Genomic DNA, 15,263 nt, shown 5'->3' with positions numbered 1-15,263 from the left:
CAGCGATAACGCACGAGCCCGCCTCACGCCGCCTCCTGCACGACCGCCGGAAACCACACGCTCACCACCAGCCCGCCGCCGCGCGCATCGCCCAACTCGACGCGCGCGCCATGAACCCGCGCGATCTCGCGCACAATCGACAACCCCAACCCGCTGCCCTCCACTGCCTGCGTCGCCTCGCTGCGGTAAAAGCGCTCGAATACCGCGTCGCGTTCGCTCGCGGCAATGCCCGGCCCGTTGTCGATCACCTGAAGCAAGGGCTCGCCGTGCTCGCACGCGACCCGCACGGTAATGACCGAGCCATCGCCCGAATAACGGATCGCGTTGTCGATCAGATTGCCTACCAGTTCCGCGAGCAGATCGGATTGCCCCGTCACGTCGACGCGCGTCTCCTGCTCGAAGCCGAGGTCGATGCCGCGCGAGCGCGCCACCGGCGACCAGTCGAGCGTCACGCTGCGCGCGACCTTGTGCAGCGGCACCGCGGCATGCCTGACCGTGTAGCCGCTGTCCGCATCGAGCCGCGACAGCGACAGCAACTGCTGCACGATACGCACCGCCTGCTGCACCGCGCGGTTCAGCCGCCGCAAATGGACGCCGTGACGCCTCGGGCCAGCACTGTTCGCATCGACGCCATCGAGCCCGCGCTGCGCCAGTTCGGACTCCGCCTGAATCACCGCGAGCGGCGTTTTCAACTGATGCGCGGCGTCGTTGAAAAAGCGCCGCCGCGATAGCTGCATCTTCTGCGTGCGGCCAATGTACTGGTTGATCGAATCGACGAGCGGCGCGACCTCGCTCGGCAAGCCGACGGTATCGAGCGGCGTGGGATCGTCGTCGGCGCGCGCCGCGACTTTCGCCGACAGACGATTGAGCGGCCGCAAGCCGCGCGCGACACCGAGCCACACGATGCCGAGCGCGAGCATCACCAGCAAGCCTTCCTGCTGCAGCGAGCCGGTGAGGATCTCGCGCGCCAGCGCCTGGCGCGCCTCGATCGTTTCGCCGACTCTCACCAGCACCACGCGCGTTTGCGCACTCGGCACGTCGTGCACCGGCAGCCGCAGCATCGCGATGCGCAGCGGCCGGCCGCGGAATACGTCGTCATAAAACTGCACGCTGTACGGCTCGGCCGGCACCTTCTTCGTCTCCGGCAGATCGGGATAACCGGTCACCACACGGCCATGTTCCTCGCGAATCTGATAGTAGATGTTGCCGCCGCCGTTCGATTCGAACATCTCGAGCGCGAGATAAGGCAAGTCGACTTCGATGCGACCGTCGCGCAGACGCACGCCGTCGCGAATCGAGCGCAACGAAAATTCGAGCGTGCGATCGAATGCCGCATGTGCCGCGTTCATTGCGCGTTGATAGGTGAGCCAGGCATCCAGCGCGAGCAGCAATAACAGCGGCACCAGCAGCCATAGCGCGACCCGCACGCGCAGATCCGGCCGCGTCATGGCGTCCTGGCTTCGAGCAGATAGCCGAGCCCGCGCAGCGTGACGATGCCGACCGAACTGCGCTCGAGCTTCTTGCGCAAACGGTACACGTAGATTTCGATCGCATCGGCATTCACCGATTCGTCGAGCCCGAAAATTTTCTCCGACAGCGTTTCCTTGTTGATCGCGCGGCCGTTGCGCAGGATCAATACTTCGAGTACCGAACGTTCGCGCGGCGTGAGCGCGAGCGGTTCGCCGTCGAGCGTGAAGCCGCGATCGACGCTGTCGTAAACCAGCGTGCCGCATTGCGCGACCGAGGCCTCCTGACCATGACCGCGGCGCAGCAGCGCACGCGCGCGCGCTTCGAGTTCGGTGAGCGCGAAAGGCTTCGCGAGATAGTCGTCGGCGCCGAGATCGAGGCCGCGCACGCGCTCTTCCACCGAACCATGCGCGGTCAAGATGAGCACCGGCACGGCATTGCGCCGCGCGCGCAAACGGCGCAGCACTTCGAGCCCGTCGAGCTTCGGCAAACCGATGTCGAGAATCACGAGCGCGTAGTCTTGCGTGCGCAATACGTGATCGGCAGATTCGCCGTCATGCATGCAGTCGACAGTGAGTTTGGCATTGGTCAGCGCGTCGGTTAGCGAGCGGGAAAGAATCGGATTGTCTTCGACGAGCAGCACACGCATGAACAGAATCCCAGGGAAATCCATGAGGCGAATTCGTCCATTGTGACGCATTTCCCTCGCAAATTGAAAGCGTTCAGAAAGCGCGCGTCTCTTACCATTCGCCTTCACAAAATCAACATGATGTTTTCTGGAGGAAGACGTGCATATCTCTTTAAAGCTTCTCGCCGCCGCTGCCGCATTCGCCGCACATTCGACATGGGCAGCGTTCCCAGCCGGTTATCCGGGCGATTATCAGGCCACTGTCGACGCAGCAAAAAAAGAAGGAAAACTGATCGTCTACTCGGTCACGGACACCGCGCTTGTGCGTCCGCTGATCAAAGACTTCGAAAGCCTGTACGGCGTGAAAGTCGAGTACAACGACATGAACAGCACCGAGCTGTACAACCGCTACATCAGCGAAAACGCGGCGAGCAGCACGAGCGCCGACGTGCTGTGGAGCTCGGCCATGGACCTGCAGGTGAAGCTCGTCAACGACGGCCTGATGGCGACTTACGAATCGCCCGAGGCGAAGCAGTTGCCGCAATGGGCGCAGTACCAGAAGCAGGCGTACGGCACGACCTATGAACCGCTCGCGATCGTCTACAACAAGCGCCTTTTGTCCGCGGGCGAAGTGCCGCAGACGCGCGCCGACCTCATCAAGCTGCTGCAATCGAAGCCCGATCAGTTCAAAGGCAAGGTCACGACTTACGACATCGAGAAGTCCGGCGTCGGCTTTAACTATCTGACGCAGGACGCGCGCGTGAACCCGCAGGTCACGTGGGATCTCGTCAAGGCAATGGGCGCGACCGGCCCGAAACTGCAATCGAGCACGGGCGCGATGATGGAGCGCATTTCGTCGGGCGAGAACCTGATCGGCTACAACATTCTCGGCTCGTATGCGCTCACCAAGGCCAAGAAAGATCCCTCCATCGGCTATGTCTATCCGAAGGACTACACGCTGGTGGTGAGCCGCCTCGTCACCATTTCGAAGAAGGCGAAAAGCCCGAACGCCGCGAAGCTGTGGGTCGACTATCTGCTGTCGCAGCGCGGCCAGACCCTGCTCGCGAATCAGGCGAGTTTGTTCTCGATTCGCTCCGACGTGGAAGGCGAAACGTCGATGGCCGGCCTCACGAAGCAGCTCGGCGATTCGCTGAAGCCGATTCCTATCGGCGCGGGCCTGCTGGTTTATCTCGACCAGTCGAAGCGCCTCGAATTCCTCAAGCAATGGCAACAGTCGATCAAGCGCTAAACCCTCGCGCCTGACACAGAGGCGCACACGTTCGCGCCGCCACGCGCGAACGTCTCTGCTTTTTCGTTGAACACCTGCCGATATGCGGCTTTTGCGCCGCAGGGGGACACTCATGCTTTTTACTAGCGCAACCGGGCCTCGCGACGCCGCGCCGCTCGCGGCTGACGACGGCCCCATCGGCGCGTTGCCGCGCGGCCGTCTGCAACCGTTGGCGGGGATGCTGCGCTGGCTCGTCGTCGCCGTGCTGACGGTCGCCGTGGCGCTGCCGCTCGGCTTCATCCTGTTTCAGAGCGTGCTCAATGCGCCTTTCTTCGACGCTAACCGCACGCTCGGCCTCACCGGCTTCGAGTTTATCTTCAGTGATCCTGATTTCTGGTCCGCGCTGAAGAACTCGTTCGTGATCGCGAGCGGCATGCTGTTCATTTCGATTCCGCTCGGCGGCATTCTCGCGTTCCTGATGGTTCGCACCGACCTGCCCGGCCGCCGTTGGCTCGAGCCGTTGCTGCTCACGCCTGTCTTCGTTTCGCCGATGGTGCTCGCGTTCGGCTATGTCGTCGCGGCCGGTCCGGTCGGCTTCTATTCGGTCTGGTGGAAAACGCTGTTCGGCAGCGCCGAAGCGCCGTGGACCGTGTACTCGATTCTTGCGATCACGGTGATCGTCGGCCTCACGCATGTGCCGCACGTGTACCTGTATTCGTCGGCGGCGCTGCGCAATCTCGGCTCGGACGTCGAAGAAGCCGCGCGCGTCGCGGGCGCGCGCCCGTTTCGCGTCGCGCTCGACGTGAGCCTGCCGATGACCTTGCCCGCCCTGCTCTTCGCCGGCGTGCTGGTGTTCTTCCTCGGCTTCGAAGTGTTCGGCCTGCCGCTCGTGCTCGGCGATCCCGAAGGCCACCTCGTGCTCGCCACTTATCTGTACAAGCTCACCAACAAGCTCGGCGTGCCGTCGTATCACCTGATGGCCGCGGTCGCCGTGTGCATTGTCGCGATTACGTTTCCGCTCGTGCTGCTGCAACGCAGCCTCCTCAAGCGCGCGAACCGCTTCGTCACCGTGAAAGGCAAGGCCGGACGGCAGACCGTGCTGCCGCTCGGCGCATGGCGTTGGGTCGCGCTCGCGATCGTCGCGCTGTGGCTCTTGTTGACCGTGTTCGTGCCGATCTCGGGCATCACGCTGCGCGCGTTCGTCACGAACTGGGGCGAAGGCGTGAATCTCGCCGACGTGCTCACGCTCGCCAACTTCACCGAACTGTTCGAACAGGACAACCTGGTTCGCGCGATCCTCAACACGCTCGGCATCGGCATATTCGGCGGCGCGCTCGCGGTGGGCTTCTATTCGCTCGTGGCGTTCGCCGGCCATCGCCGCAACGACTGGGCGACGCGCCTGCTCGATTACCTCGTGCTGCTGCCGCGCGCCGTGCCGGGTCTGCTCGCCGGCCTCGCGTTCCTGTGGATCTTTCTCTTCGTGCCGGGCGTGAAAGAGCTGAAGAACTCGATGTGGAGCATCTGGATCGCGTACACGGTCGTCTGGCTCGCGTACGGCATGCGCCTGATTCAAAGCGCGCTGCTGCAAGTCGGCCCCGAACTCGAGGAAGCGGGACGCAGCGTCGGCGGCACGCGTTCGCGCGTCAGTCTCGACGTGACGCTGCCGCTCGTGCGCTTCGGCCTGCTCGCCGCATGGCTACTGATCTTCATGATCTTCGAGCGCGAGTATTCGACCGCCGTCTATCTGCTGTCGCCCGGCACCGAAGTGATCGGCGCGCTGCTCGTGTCGCTGTGGGCGACCGGCGCGGTCGATCAGGTCGCGGCGCTTTCTGTCATCAACATCGCGATGGTCGGCGCCGGGCTCGGCGTGGCCCTGCGCTTCGGAGTGAAACTTCATGGATAAGCTCTCGGTCGACAACCTCTTTCTGAGCTATGGCGACAACCCGATTCTGAAGGGCGTGTCGTTCGAACTGAATCCGGGCGAAGTGGTGTGCCTGCTCGGCGCGTCGGGCAGCGGCAAGACGACGCTGCTGCGCGCGGTCGCCGGTCTCGAGCAGCCTTCGTCGGGGCGCATCGAACTCGACGGCAAGGTGTTCTTCGACGGCGCCACGCACGCCGATCTGCCGGTCGAGCAGCGCTCGCTCGGTCTCGTGTTTCAGTCGTATGCGCTGTGGCCGCATCGCACCGTCGCGGAAAACGTCGGCTATGGATTGAAGCTGCGGCGCGTGTCGGCGGCCGAGCAGAAAAAGCGCGTGCAAGGCGCGCTCGATCAGCTCGGTCTCGGTCATCTGGCCGCGCGCTATCCGTATCAGCTTTCCGGCGGCCAGCAGCAACGCGTCGCGATTGCGCGCGCGCTCGTCTACAACCCGCCCGTCATTCTGCTCGACGAACCGCTGTCGAATCTCGACGCCAAACTGCGCGAGGAAGCGCGCGCCTGGCTGCGCGAACTGATCGTGTCGCTCGGTCTCTCGGCGCTTTGCGTGACGCACGATCAGACCGAAGCGATGGCGATGTCCGACCGCATCCTGCTGCTGCGCAATGGCCGCATCGAACAGGAAGGCACGCCCGCGGAACTGTACGGCGAGCCGCGTTCGCTTTACACCGCGGAATTCATGGGCAGCAACAACCGTATCGACGCGCGCGTGGCCGCGATCGACGGGGAGCGCGTGACCTTGGCCGGCGACGGCTGGCAATTGCAGGCGCAAGCGCGCGAAGCGCTGACGGCCGGCCAGCAGGTGCAGGCGGTGATTCGCCTCGAGCGCGTGCAGGTCGCCGACGGTCCGGGCGCGAATCGCCTCGAAGCGGACCTGATCACGTCGATGTATCTCGGCGACCGCTGGGAGTACCTGTTTCATTGCGGCGAGCTGCGTCTGCGCGCATTCGGCAACGTGCCGCGCGCGGCCGGGCGCCACTGGATCGAATTCCCCGCGAACGATTGCTGGGCGTTCGCCCACGCGAGCTGACGCACTCACCCACCGAAGTAAAAAAACCAGCTACAGGAGACTGTCGATGAAGTTGAGCATCAAAAGAACGACCTTCGGCGCGAGCCGCGCAGGCCTCGCGTATTTCGCGGGCTTTGCGGGACTCGCCGCATTCGCGACCGGCGCGCACGCGCAATCGAGCGTGACGTTGTACGGCATCGTCGATGCGGGCGTCGAATACGTGAATCATGCGAGCGCGGACGGCGGCGCAACGCGTCTCGTGTCGGGCGGCAAGAATACGTCGCGCTGGGGTCTGCGCGGCGTCGAGGATCTCGGCGGCGGATTGAAGGCCGTGTTCCAGTTGGAAAGCGGCATCAACATCGCGAATGGCCAGTTCGACGACGGCCCCGGCGCGATCTTCGACCGGCGCGCGACCATCGGCCTGAAGAACCGCTTCGGCCAAATCACGCTCGGCCGCAACTTCACGACCACTTACGACTACATGCTGCAGTTCGACCCGATGGGTTATGCGCCGAACTACTCGTGGGCGACCTCATCGACGGCAACGGGCGGCCGCAAGGACGGACTGTTCTCGCGCTCGGCCAACGCCGTGCGCTACGACGGCAATTTCGCCGGCTTTAAATTCGGCGCGATGTACGGCTTCGGCAATGTGCCCGGCAGCATGAAATCGAGCTCGAAATACGACTTCGGCCTCGGCTACGAGAACGGCCCGTTCGCCGCCGTGGTTACCTTCGACCGTCAGAACGGTGCGAACGACAGCGTCACGCCCGCGGACACCACCAACTACATTCAGGGCATTCATGCCGGCTTGAGTTACGACTTCGGCCCGGTCAAGGCAATGGCCGGCTATCGCAACTATCGGCGCACCTTCCACACGGCCACGCCGACGCTGCGCAGCGACATGTACTGGATCGGCGGTCAATACGAAGTGACGCCGTTCTTCTCGCTGTTCGGCGCTGTTTATCATCAGGACATCAAGAACGCGAGCGACGCCGACCCGACGCTCTTTTCGCTGCGCGGCCAGTACGCGTTGTCCAAGCGCACGGTGCTGTATCTCGCGGGTGGCTATGCGATGGCGAAGCATGGCAACGCCGTCAGCCTGTCGCGCGATCTGACCGGCGCGGCGGATACGCAAGCGGGTGTGACGGCGGGTATCCAACATCGGTTTTGAGCGGCCGAGTTTAGTTCGCGTGTGACTTGCGACGCGAATACATGGCGCTCCGCCGCGATCAGCGCATCGTGGCGGAGCAAAAAAAGGCCCGACGCGCGGCCGAGCCTGTAAAAGATGGAAGCGCCAGTGCACGGCGATGATTCGACAAGACATGAAGCCGCTGCACAGACACCACCATCTGCGTGGACTGGTAAAAAGTTTTCCGTCAGGAAGAAGTCCCCGGTAAAGGACTCGAAACGAGAACCGCGGCGACAATAAGCACACCGGCCAGCACGACCGACTCAACCTGAAGTACTCGCGCAAAGCGCATCAATGCAACGCGCGACTGCATCGCATGCGAGCCCTTCAATGACATGAGTACTTTCGGCATTTCAACGATCCGGTTATGTCCTCCAAGCGCCGCTGCAATCAGCACAAGCGCGAGCTTCAGCACAAGAACCTGCCCGTAAGTCGACGTCCAGAGATTGACGGGACTGTTCACGCCGCGCCAACCGTTGTACGCGCCCGTGATAGCCAGCATCGCGAGCGCAACAGTGGCCGCGTTTGAAAGCGATTGCACGAATGCCGCGCTATTGGGCGCGTCGTCTTCCGGGGCCTTGTCTAACTGCGGCACGACGATACTGGCCGCGACAAGCACGAGGCCGACCCATACGCTGATAGCAAGCACGTGTACCCAGTCGGCCCATACCGGCGGCGAAAAAGTACCGGCATCGACCGGATGTCCCGTATTGCTTCTCGCCAGGGCCGCGCCCGCAGTGGCGAATGCAATGACGACTGCGTATGGCCCGCGTTTATGCACGTTCGCCAGCAGAAGCACAAGAACGACGAGCAGTAGAACGCAGTTCACGAGCCAGGCATGACCGAACCCGGTCTCCTTCAGCATCGATACGACTGCCGGCCCGGCTTCAAACAAAGACGATTCACTCATTAGCGCGCAGTGAGCCCAGAAAGCCGAAAAGCTCGAAAGCAATACAACTAACGCCGAAATCCTCATGGTCGTCAGGAGTCGCCGACTGACGCCCGACTGCCATCGCGACGCGCGTCGCGACAACCACATGTCACTCAGCATCGTTCCGATAAGCACGGCAAAGCTCACGTTTTGCAGCGCTACCGATATCAGCCGGACAACGCCGAGGAAGCCTTCGTTCATCACTTCACCGCGAATGTGTAGATGCCTTTGGTCTTGTGCGCGTCATGCGTCATCACAGCCCATTGCACGGTGTACGCACCCGAAGCGAGCTTCGGGATCGCGACGGCCAGTACGCGCGGATTGGCGGCGTCGACGGTTGCTTTTTCTTTAGTAACGGGCGCGCCGCTCGCATCGGCGACCTTGATCGTGCTGAACGATGATTCGAGGTCCTCGTTGAACGTCAGCCTGAGTAAGTCGGGCGATACATCGACTGTGCTGCCGGCCGCCGGCGTCGCCGTTTCCAGCTTGCCGTGCGCAAGCGCGAGCGCGGGTGAAAGCATGAGTGCAGTGGTTGCCACCGCACCAAAGAACGTTTTTCGCATGTTGGTATTCATGATGTTGCCTCCCGGAATTTAACCAGGGCGCCGTGCGTGCGTCATGGGCGGCGCCCATTGCATGTCACTGCTTTTGCAGGCTCGTCACGGTCAGTGAGCCATCGACTTCTTCGGCGACGAAATCGATCTTGTCGCCGACGTTCACCTGAGACAGCATGGCCGGGTCTTTAACCTTGAAAACCATCGTCATGGCTTCCATGCCAAGGTTCTCCAGGGGACCGTGCTTGATGGTGAGTTTGCCCGCGGCGGTATCCACCTTTTTAACTTCGCCATGCGACATGCTTTTGTTCGCGTCCGCGTTCACGTCCGCGCTTTGCTGTGCGCCACTCGCCATGTTCATGTTTCCCATATCGCCGGCTGCATAAGCGGTCGCGGAAACCGAAACAGCACAACACATTGCAATGAAAGTCACTACGTTCTTCATACGTTCCCTCAACAGTCAAAGTGATAAAAAATCCGGCCGAGCCCAATGAGCCGGCTTCGGGCTAAATCAGCTATCCGGCATTTCGCCGGTGTACTCGTACGCCACGGTTCCCTTCGGGTGTTTGAACCAGCCGGGGTCGCGATAATCGTTGCGGCCGAGACCGTCGCGCACTTTCACGACACTGAACATGCCGCCCATCTCCAGCGGGCCGAATGGGCCTGTACCCGTCATCATCGGCAGCGTGTTGTCCGGTAACGGCATTTCCATATTGCCCATCGCGCCGCCGGTCGCGCCCATCGCCATGTAGTCCGGCACCAGCTTGTTGATGCGCTTCGCGAGATCTTTTTGCGGCACGCCGATCAGGTTGGGAACCTGATGCCCCATTGCATTCATCGTGTGATGCGACTTGTGGCAATGAAACGCCCAATCGCCGGGCCGGTTAGCGGTGAACTCGATCGCGCGCATCTGCCCGACCGCGACGTCGGCGGTGACTTCGGGCCAACGCGCGGACGGAGGAATCCATCCGCCATCGGTTCCTGCCACCTCGAAGCTGTATCCGTGAAGATGGATCGGATGATTGGTCATCGTCAGATTGCCGAAGCGAATGCGCACCCGGTCGCCGGTGCGAACGGGCAATGGATCGATGCCCGGAAACACGCGCGCATTCCACGTCCACATGTTGAAGTCCGTCATTTCGTTCAGGCGTGGCGTGAAGCTTCCTGGGTCGATGTCGTAGGCCGACATCAGGAACACGAAGTCGCGGTCGACCGGCATGACGCCGCGATCCTTCGGATGAACGATGAACGTGCCCATCATGCCCATCGCCATCTGCACCATCTCGTCGGCATGCGGGTGATACATGAACGTGCCGTGTTTCTCGAGCTGAAACTCGTAGACGAATGTCTTGCCAGGCGGAATATGCGGTTGCGTCAGACCGCCGACGCCGTCCATTCCGCACGGCAGCAGCATCCCGTGCCAGTGAACGGTCGTGTGTTCCGGCAGCTTGTTGGTCACGAAGATGCGGACCTTGTCGCCTTCCACGGCCTCGATGGTCGGGCCAGGCGCCTGGCCGTTGTAGCCCCACAGATTCGCCTTCATGCCCGGCGCCATTTCGCGCACGACCGGCTCGGCGATCAGATGAAACTCCTTCCAGCCGTTTTTCATGCGCCACGGCAGCGTCCAGCCATTGAGTGTGGCAACGGGCGTATAAGGCCGGCCATTGGGCGGCACGAGCGGCGGCTGCGTGGCGGTTTTTTGCATCGTTGGCGCTTCTGGAAGCGAAGCCGCGCCCGCCTTGCTGACCAGCGCTGCACCGAGCAGCGCGGCGCCTGAGCCGCCAAGAAAATTTCGACGTGACACCATGTTCATTTACCTTCTGAATTCGTCGGCGACGCCGGTTGAGTTGCGGACATCGCGGCAAGCGGCGGAAGACGGCCACCAAGCGACTGCTGAAGGTCCGTCTCGGCAACCCAGTAATCTTTCAGCGCATCGATATATCCGTTGACGGCCGCGACCTGATCGCGCGAATCGGCGAGCAGTTCGAACACGCTCGCGAGCATGCCGTTGTAGCGCAGCAGCATTTCGTCAGAGATGGTCTTGCGCACGGGCACGACTTCATCGCGGTAATGCTTCGCGACGTCATAGCTCGTGACGTAAGCGGAATACGACTCGCGTACTTCGGAGCGTGCATCGATTGCCGTCTGTGCAAGCCGGTTAGCCGATTGCATGTAGATGGCTTCGGCGCGTGCGGTCTTTGCACTGCCCCAATCGAAGAGCGGGATCTCGACGCTGATTTCGTAGCCGCGCTCATGTCCCTTGTCGGTCTCGAAGTTGTTGAGATAACCGACGTCGAGTGCATTGACGAAGCGCGTTGCTTTCGTCAGTCCCAGAGAACTGGCAACGCTTTCCGTTCTCAGCTTCGCGGCCTGAATGTCCAGGCGATTTCGCATCGCAAAGCTCTCGAGATCGTCGAGTTGAGGCTTTTCCTTTGGCAGTTCCGGCAGACGGTCGGGCAGTTCGAATTGCGTTCCCGAACCCCATAAGCCGATCGCGCGCGTGAGCTTCTCGCGCGCCATGACTGATTGCTGCCGGCCCTTTGCGAGTTGCGCGACGGACTCGGCATAGAACGCCTGCTCGCGCGCGTAGTCGAGTCTGCTGAAGTTGCCTGCCTGGCGCATGCGCAGCGCGAGTTCCGCGCCGGCTTCGGCCGAGTCCTTGACCTGCTCCGCGTAGAGCGCAGCCTGTTGCGCAGCGACCGCGTTCACATAAGCCTTGCGGGCGTCGGCGGCCACGGCAAGCATCGCATTGGCCGTCTCGAGCTTCGTCTGCTCGAACCGCCGGCCTTCGACGCGTGTCGCCAAAGGCAGCGTAAGCAGACCGAGCACGCCCATCGAGAAAGTACGGCTAATGCCGAATCCATCGCTCCAGTGCGTTCTGCTGAACGTGAAGCCCGGATTCGGCAGACGGCCCGCCTGCACGAGGTCGGCCTCCGAGACGCCCAGTTCTCCGTAAGCCGCCTGAAGCCCGCGGTTGTTCAGCAGCGCGAGTTGCACCGCGTCGTCCATGTCGAGCGGCTTTGACAGGAGTTCCCGCGTGCGCTTGAAAACGGCTTCGCGGTCTTCGTCGGTCTTCACATAGACCGCGTCCTTGCCGAGCCGCTGCGATGCAGTCGTCGATACGGCGCCGAAGCCGCCGTCGTTTGAAAACGTTGTGCAGCCGGCGAGCAGAATCGCCGCGACGGCGATGCACGCGACGCGGGTCTGCGCGAGGTGACGCATCATTTGGAGTCGCCTCCATGCTCGGATGCCGCATTCGCGTGCTGCCCGTGTTTCGCGTGTTTCGCACCGGTCGCTGCCCGGCTCGGTGCCACTTCGCGATTGAGCTGTTGCCAGCTCGGCGCTTCTCCATCGTGCCAGGGCTTGTAACCGTCGAATGCCGACGACGTTGCAGGCGGCGGCACCGACGCTCCCGCATCGGCCGGGTCCGGCAAGGTCGTCGCGGCGTGCGCGAGCAGCGGCAACGCCGCGGCCGCGCCAAGCAGCGCCACAGAAATTTTTCGCATGAGTTGTTCTCGTCGTGAATCATCCGGAGGCCGGTTGCCGGTCTCCAGGAACATGCCCGTTGCAGCGAACGGCTGCGAGGGCGCGGACTAGACGAGAATCGAGCGGGGAGGTCGTTCAATGCCGCCCGTCAGGAACGACACGACGGGCGCGGAAGAAGACGGGGACAAGAAGAAGTGAGCGGTTTCAGCCGTGGGCGGCAGGATCGGCACGAACAGCATGACTGCACCGGAACAGCACGATGCGCAGGTTGCGCACGCGTGCGCTTGATGACCATCGTGGTGATGATCGCCGCTTGCGTGAAGATGCTCTGCACCGGACATGGCTGCATGATGCTCGCCGCCTTCCGGCGCAACATGCGCACTATGATGATGCGCCTGGCCGACGCCACATTTCATCGCGACGGCCGCGAACGACTGAGCCGGAAGGCTCAGTGCAAGCAGAACGACGATGAAGAGTTTGCGCCAGTAGTACATGGGGCCGGAGTCTAGCACGCGATTTTGGGCGGTTGTAAGCTGAAACGTGTCAACGCGTAACGGCACGGCCGACGCTCAGGACCAAAGCTTACTACGGGCCTTCTGACGCCGCGATGGCCACGAGATGACTGATTTTTCATGCTCGCGAAGATGAAAAAAATGTCATGCTCCCGTCATCTCACGACTGCCGAGCCATGTCTAAGCTGACCACACTCCCTCCTTCCGCGAAAAGATGAACCGTTGACCGATGCGCATACTCATTATCGAAGACGAGCCGAAGATGGCCGCCTATCTCAGGAAGGGACTGGTTGAGGCCAGCTTTACGGTGGACACTGCCGACAACGGCGTCAACGGTCTGTTCCTCGCGTTGCACGAGGAATTCGATCTGATCGTACTCGACGTGATGCTTCCCGGAATAGACGGCTTCGAGTTGCTTCGGCGGCTGCGTAAGGAGAAGCAGACGCCGGTTCTTCTGCTGACCGCGCGCGACACGGTCGCGGACAAAGTCGAAGGTCTCGAGTTGGGCGCGGACGATTATCTGTCCAAGCCTTTCGCCTACGCCGAGTTCCTCGCCCGAATCCGTTCGCTGCTGCGGCGGGCGCCGCGCGCGGTCAAGGACGTGCTGCGCATCGCCGACATGGAAGTCGACTTCATCAAGCGACGGGTGAAGCGCGGCGATCTGCGCATCGACCTGACAGCGCAGGAGTTCTCGCTATTGCAGTTGCTAGCCGAAAGGCAGGGCGAAGTACTAACGCGCACCTTCATCACGTCGCAGATCTGGGACATGAATTTCGACAGCGATACCAACGTGGTCGATGCCGCCGTCAAACGCCTGCGTGCAAAAATCGACAACTCGTTCGAGACGAAGCTGTTGCACACGGTCCGTGGAATGGGCTACGTACTCGAGGACCGTTCGTGACCGCGAGGAAGGTTCCCTATTCGCTTCTCAAGCGATTGACCGCTGCATTCGCGGTAGCGGCGCTTATCGTATTTGCGCTCATGGGTGCATTCCTTTATCGCTCGCTGTCGCAGGAATTGCAGCGGCGCGACGACATTGAGATCATCGGCAAGCTCGCCCAGTTTCAGCAGCTCGTGCGCGATGCCGGATCGATCGACGCCGTTAAAGCGGCGCCGGCAATTTTCCATGAAGTGCTGCTGTCGCATCCCGGCGTCTATCTCGGCATTTTCGACGCGCAGAATCGCGTGCTGGTAGAGCACGTTGGCCAGGAACATCTTGATCTTGCGGCTGCGTTTTCCGGCAAGCACGCCGCCGGCAGTCCGTTCACCTGCGAGATCGCGTCAATAGGTTCATCGCGATGCATCTTCTCCGCGGCAACGCTGCCGTCGCATGAAACCGTGCGTGTGGTGCTGGTGCGCGCCGCCTCCGACCGGCAATCGCTTCTCAACAGCTATCGCGTCGACGTGCTGATTGCCGTCGCGCTCGGCGCCGCGCTAGTCGGCACGGTCGGCTATGCCGTCACGCGGCGAGGACTTTCGCCGGTAAAAAGCATCGGCCGTCAGACTTCACGCATCGAGGCGCACAATCTGAGCGAGCGGCTCGATATACACGGCGGACCCGTCGAGCTTCAGGCTATTGCGCTATCGGTCAACCGGATGCTCGACCGGCTGGAACGCGCATTCGTGCGTCTGTCGCAGTTCTCATCCGACCTCGCACACGACATGCGAACACCGCTCGCCAATGTCATCAGCTCGTCGCAGGTCACGCTGTCTCGCACGAGAACCATCGACGAATACGAAGCACTGATCGACTCGAATATCGAAGAGTGCGAGCGGCTTCAGCGGATGATCGAGAACATGCTGTTTCTCGCGCGCAATGAAAACGCGCAGCAGCTTATTCACGTGGTCAAGCTGGACGCGACGAGCGAATTGAGTAGGCTCGCATCGTATTTTCAGGGCCTCGCGGAAGAAGCCGGCGTGAATCTCGCCGTGGATGGAAATGCACAATTATCCGCGGATGCGACGCTGTTCCGGCGCGCTGTCAGCAACCTGATGTCCAACGCACTCGACCATGCTTTTGCGGGCTCTTGCGTCGAGTTGCGCTCGTTCGAATCGCCGAAGTACTCGGTCGTCGAAGTAACCAACCGGGGGCATGCGATTGCGCCGGAACACGTCGAGCGGATTTTCGAACGTTTCTATCGCGTCGACGCGTCACGGCACCGTTCGGCGCGAAATGCGGGTCTCGGCCTTGCTATCGTCAAATCGATCATGGAATTGCATCGTGGCAAAGTCGAGGTCGCGAGCAATGACGAGCGCACCACTTTCACGTTGTACTTTCCGCGTCCGGTCGACGTATAGCCAGTTCAGAAGTTTTCCAGGCAGGAGG

General features: G+C 61.9%; 15 protein-coding genes. 7 read left to right on the top strand and 8 right to left on the bottom strand.

Annotation, left to right across the window (positions count from 1 at the left end):
• Positions 1–23 precede the first annotated feature (23 nt).
• Positions 24–1,448 carry a sensor histidine kinase gene (locus BGRAMDRAFT_RS00785; RefSeq protein ID WP_006046709.1) on the bottom strand — a complete coding sequence of 475 codons (1,425 nt, stop codon included), beginning with the start codon at positions 1,446–1,448 and terminating at the stop codon, positions 24–26.
• Complete coding sequence (locus tag BGRAMDRAFT_RS00780; RefSeq protein ID WP_006046708.1) at positions 1,445–2,140, bottom strand: response regulator; 696 nt, start codon at positions 2,138–2,140, stop codon at positions 1,445–1,447. Before BGRAMDRAFT_RS00780 ends, BGRAMDRAFT_RS00785 begins: the two co-directional genes overlap by 4 nt.
• 115 nt (positions 2,141–2,255) lie before the next feature.
• Between BGRAMDRAFT_RS00780 and BGRAMDRAFT_RS00775 the strand changes: the two genes are divergently transcribed.
• The 4 genes from BGRAMDRAFT_RS00775 (at position 2,256) to BGRAMDRAFT_RS00760 (ending at position 7,436) form a co-directional block, all read left to right on the top strand.
• Complete coding sequence (locus BGRAMDRAFT_RS00775; RefSeq protein WP_006046707.1) at positions 2,256–3,344, top strand: ABC transporter substrate-binding protein; 1,089 nt, start codon at positions 2,256–2,258, stop codon at positions 3,342–3,344.
• 112 nt (positions 3,345–3,456) lie between these two features.
• Positions 3,457–5,226: an ABC transporter permease gene (locus BGRAMDRAFT_RS00770; protein WP_006046706.1), complete on the top strand. Its 1,770-nt coding sequence runs from the start codon at positions 3,457–3,459 to the stop codon at positions 5,224–5,226.
• Positions 5,219–6,286, top strand: coding sequence for an ABC transporter ATP-binding protein (locus BGRAMDRAFT_RS00765; protein ID WP_006046705.1), 1,068 nt, complete (start codon positions 5,219–5,221; stop codon positions 6,284–6,286). The genes BGRAMDRAFT_RS00770 and BGRAMDRAFT_RS00765 overlap by 8 nt, the downstream gene beginning before the upstream one ends.
• A 46-nt stretch (positions 6,287–6,332) precedes the next feature.
• Positions 6,333–7,436, top strand: a complete 1,104-nt coding sequence (locus BGRAMDRAFT_RS00760; RefSeq protein WP_006046704.1) for a porin — start codon at positions 6,333–6,335, stop codon at positions 7,434–7,436.
• 205 nt (positions 7,437–7,641) lie between these two features.
• Here BGRAMDRAFT_RS00760 and BGRAMDRAFT_RS00755 read toward each other — a convergent pair whose 3' ends face one another.
• The 6 genes from BGRAMDRAFT_RS00755 to BGRAMDRAFT_RS00730 all read right to left on the bottom strand — a co-directional run bounded on the left by BGRAMDRAFT_RS00755 (position 7,642) and on the right by BGRAMDRAFT_RS00730 (position 12,445).
• Complete coding sequence (locus BGRAMDRAFT_RS00755) at positions 7,642–8,586, bottom strand: copper resistance D family protein (protein ID WP_006046703.1); 945 nt, start codon at positions 8,584–8,586, stop codon at positions 7,642–7,644.
• Positions 8,586–8,960, bottom strand: coding sequence for a copper homeostasis periplasmic binding protein CopC (gene copC, locus BGRAMDRAFT_RS00750; RefSeq protein WP_006046702.1), 375 nt, complete (start codon positions 8,958–8,960; stop codon positions 8,586–8,588). The genes BGRAMDRAFT_RS00755 and copC overlap by 1 nt, the downstream gene beginning before the upstream one ends.
• Positions 8,961–9,024: 64 nt before the next feature.
• On the bottom strand, positions 9,025–9,384 hold the full coding sequence (locus BGRAMDRAFT_RS00745; RefSeq protein ID WP_006046701.1) for a copper-binding protein: 360 nt from the start codon (positions 9,382–9,384) through the stop codon (positions 9,025–9,027).
• Between the two features lie 66 nt (positions 9,385–9,450).
• A complete protein-coding gene (locus BGRAMDRAFT_RS00740) occupies positions 9,451–10,752 on the bottom strand; it encodes a copper oxidase (RefSeq protein ID WP_175130845.1) in 1,302 nt (433 codons plus the stop codon).
• Positions 10,749–12,164 (bottom strand): TolC family protein, encoded by a 1,416-nt coding sequence (locus BGRAMDRAFT_RS00735; protein ID WP_006046699.1) that lies wholly within the window; start codon positions 12,162–12,164, stop codon positions 10,749–10,751. The genes BGRAMDRAFT_RS00740 and BGRAMDRAFT_RS00735 overlap by 4 nt, the downstream gene beginning before the upstream one ends.
• On the bottom strand, positions 12,161–12,445 hold the full coding sequence (locus BGRAMDRAFT_RS00730; protein WP_006046698.1) for a hypothetical protein: 285 nt from the start codon (positions 12,443–12,445) through the stop codon (positions 12,161–12,163). The genes BGRAMDRAFT_RS00735 and BGRAMDRAFT_RS00730 overlap by 4 nt, the downstream gene beginning before the upstream one ends.
• Positions 12,446–12,709: 264 nt before the next feature.
• Here BGRAMDRAFT_RS00730 and BGRAMDRAFT_RS34340 point away from each other — a divergent pair, with 264 nt between their 5' ends.
• From BGRAMDRAFT_RS34340 to BGRAMDRAFT_RS00715, 3 genes are all read left to right on the top strand, one after another.
• Positions 12,710–12,934 carry a hypothetical protein gene (locus BGRAMDRAFT_RS34340; protein ID WP_157140563.1) on the top strand — a complete coding sequence of 75 codons (225 nt, stop codon included), beginning with the start codon at positions 12,710–12,712 and terminating at the stop codon, positions 12,932–12,934.
• Positions 12,935–13,166: 232 nt separating this feature from the next.
• Positions 13,167–13,838, top strand: coding sequence for a heavy metal response regulator transcription factor (locus BGRAMDRAFT_RS00720; protein ID WP_006046695.1), 672 nt, complete (start codon positions 13,167–13,169; stop codon positions 13,836–13,838).
• Complete coding sequence (locus tag BGRAMDRAFT_RS00715) at positions 13,835–15,235, top strand: heavy metal sensor histidine kinase (RefSeq protein ID WP_006046694.1); 1,401 nt, start codon at positions 13,835–13,837, stop codon at positions 15,233–15,235. Before BGRAMDRAFT_RS00720 ends, BGRAMDRAFT_RS00715 begins: the two co-directional genes overlap by 4 nt.
• Positions 15,236–15,263: the final 28 nt, after the last annotated feature.

This window comes from Paraburkholderia graminis C4D1M (genome assembly GCF_000172415.1).
In the GTDB taxonomy this organism is placed as follows: Bacteria; Pseudomonadota; Gammaproteobacteria; order Burkholderiales; family Burkholderiaceae; genus Paraburkholderia; species Paraburkholderia graminis.
This window is presented reverse-complemented; position numbering and strand designations above follow the sequence as displayed.

Bases quoted from the DNA above. Each gene is read 5' to 3' on its own strand.
- BGRAMDRAFT_RS00755 (WP_006046703.1), bottom strand. From the start codon at position 8,586: ATGAACGAAGGCTTCCTCGGCGTTGTCCGGCTGATATCGGTAGCGCTG.
- BGRAMDRAFT_RS00730 (WP_006046698.1), bottom strand. From the start codon at position 12,445: ATGCGAAAAATTTCTGTGGCGCTGCTTGGCGCGGCCGCGGCGTTGCCG.
- copC (WP_006046702.1), bottom strand. From the start codon at position 8,960: ATGAATACCAACATGCGAAAAACGTTCTTTGGTGCGGTGGCAACCACT.
- BGRAMDRAFT_RS00735 (WP_006046699.1), bottom strand. From the start codon at position 12,164: ATGATGCGTCACCTCGCGCAGACCCGCGTCGCGTGCATCGCCGTCGCG.
- BGRAMDRAFT_RS00740 (WP_175130845.1), bottom strand. From the start codon at position 10,752: ATGAACATGGTGTCACGTCGAAATTTTCTTGGCGGCTCAGGCGCCGCG.
- BGRAMDRAFT_RS00745 (WP_006046701.1), bottom strand. From the start codon at position 9,384: ATGAAGAACGTAGTGACTTTCATTGCAATGTGTTGTGCTGTTTCGGTT.
- BGRAMDRAFT_RS00765 (WP_006046705.1), top strand. From the start codon at position 5,219: ATGGATAAGCTCTCGGTCGACAACCTCTTTCTGAGCTATGGCGACAAC.
- BGRAMDRAFT_RS00785 (WP_006046709.1), bottom strand. From the start codon at position 1,448: ATGACGCGGCCGGATCTGCGCGTGCGGGTCGCGCTATGGCTGCTGGTG.
- BGRAMDRAFT_RS00780 (WP_006046708.1), bottom strand. From the start codon at position 2,140: ATGGATTTCCCTGGGATTCTGTTCATGCGTGTGCTGCTCGTCGAAGAC.
- BGRAMDRAFT_RS00760 (WP_006046704.1), top strand. From the start codon at position 6,333: ATGAAGTTGAGCATCAAAAGAACGACCTTCGGCGCGAGCCGCGCAGGC.
- BGRAMDRAFT_RS00720 (WP_006046695.1), top strand. From the start codon at position 13,167: ATGCGCATACTCATTATCGAAGACGAGCCGAAGATGGCCGCCTATCTC.
- BGRAMDRAFT_RS00770 (WP_006046706.1), top strand. From the start codon at position 3,457: ATGCTTTTTACTAGCGCAACCGGGCCTCGCGACGCCGCGCCGCTCGCG.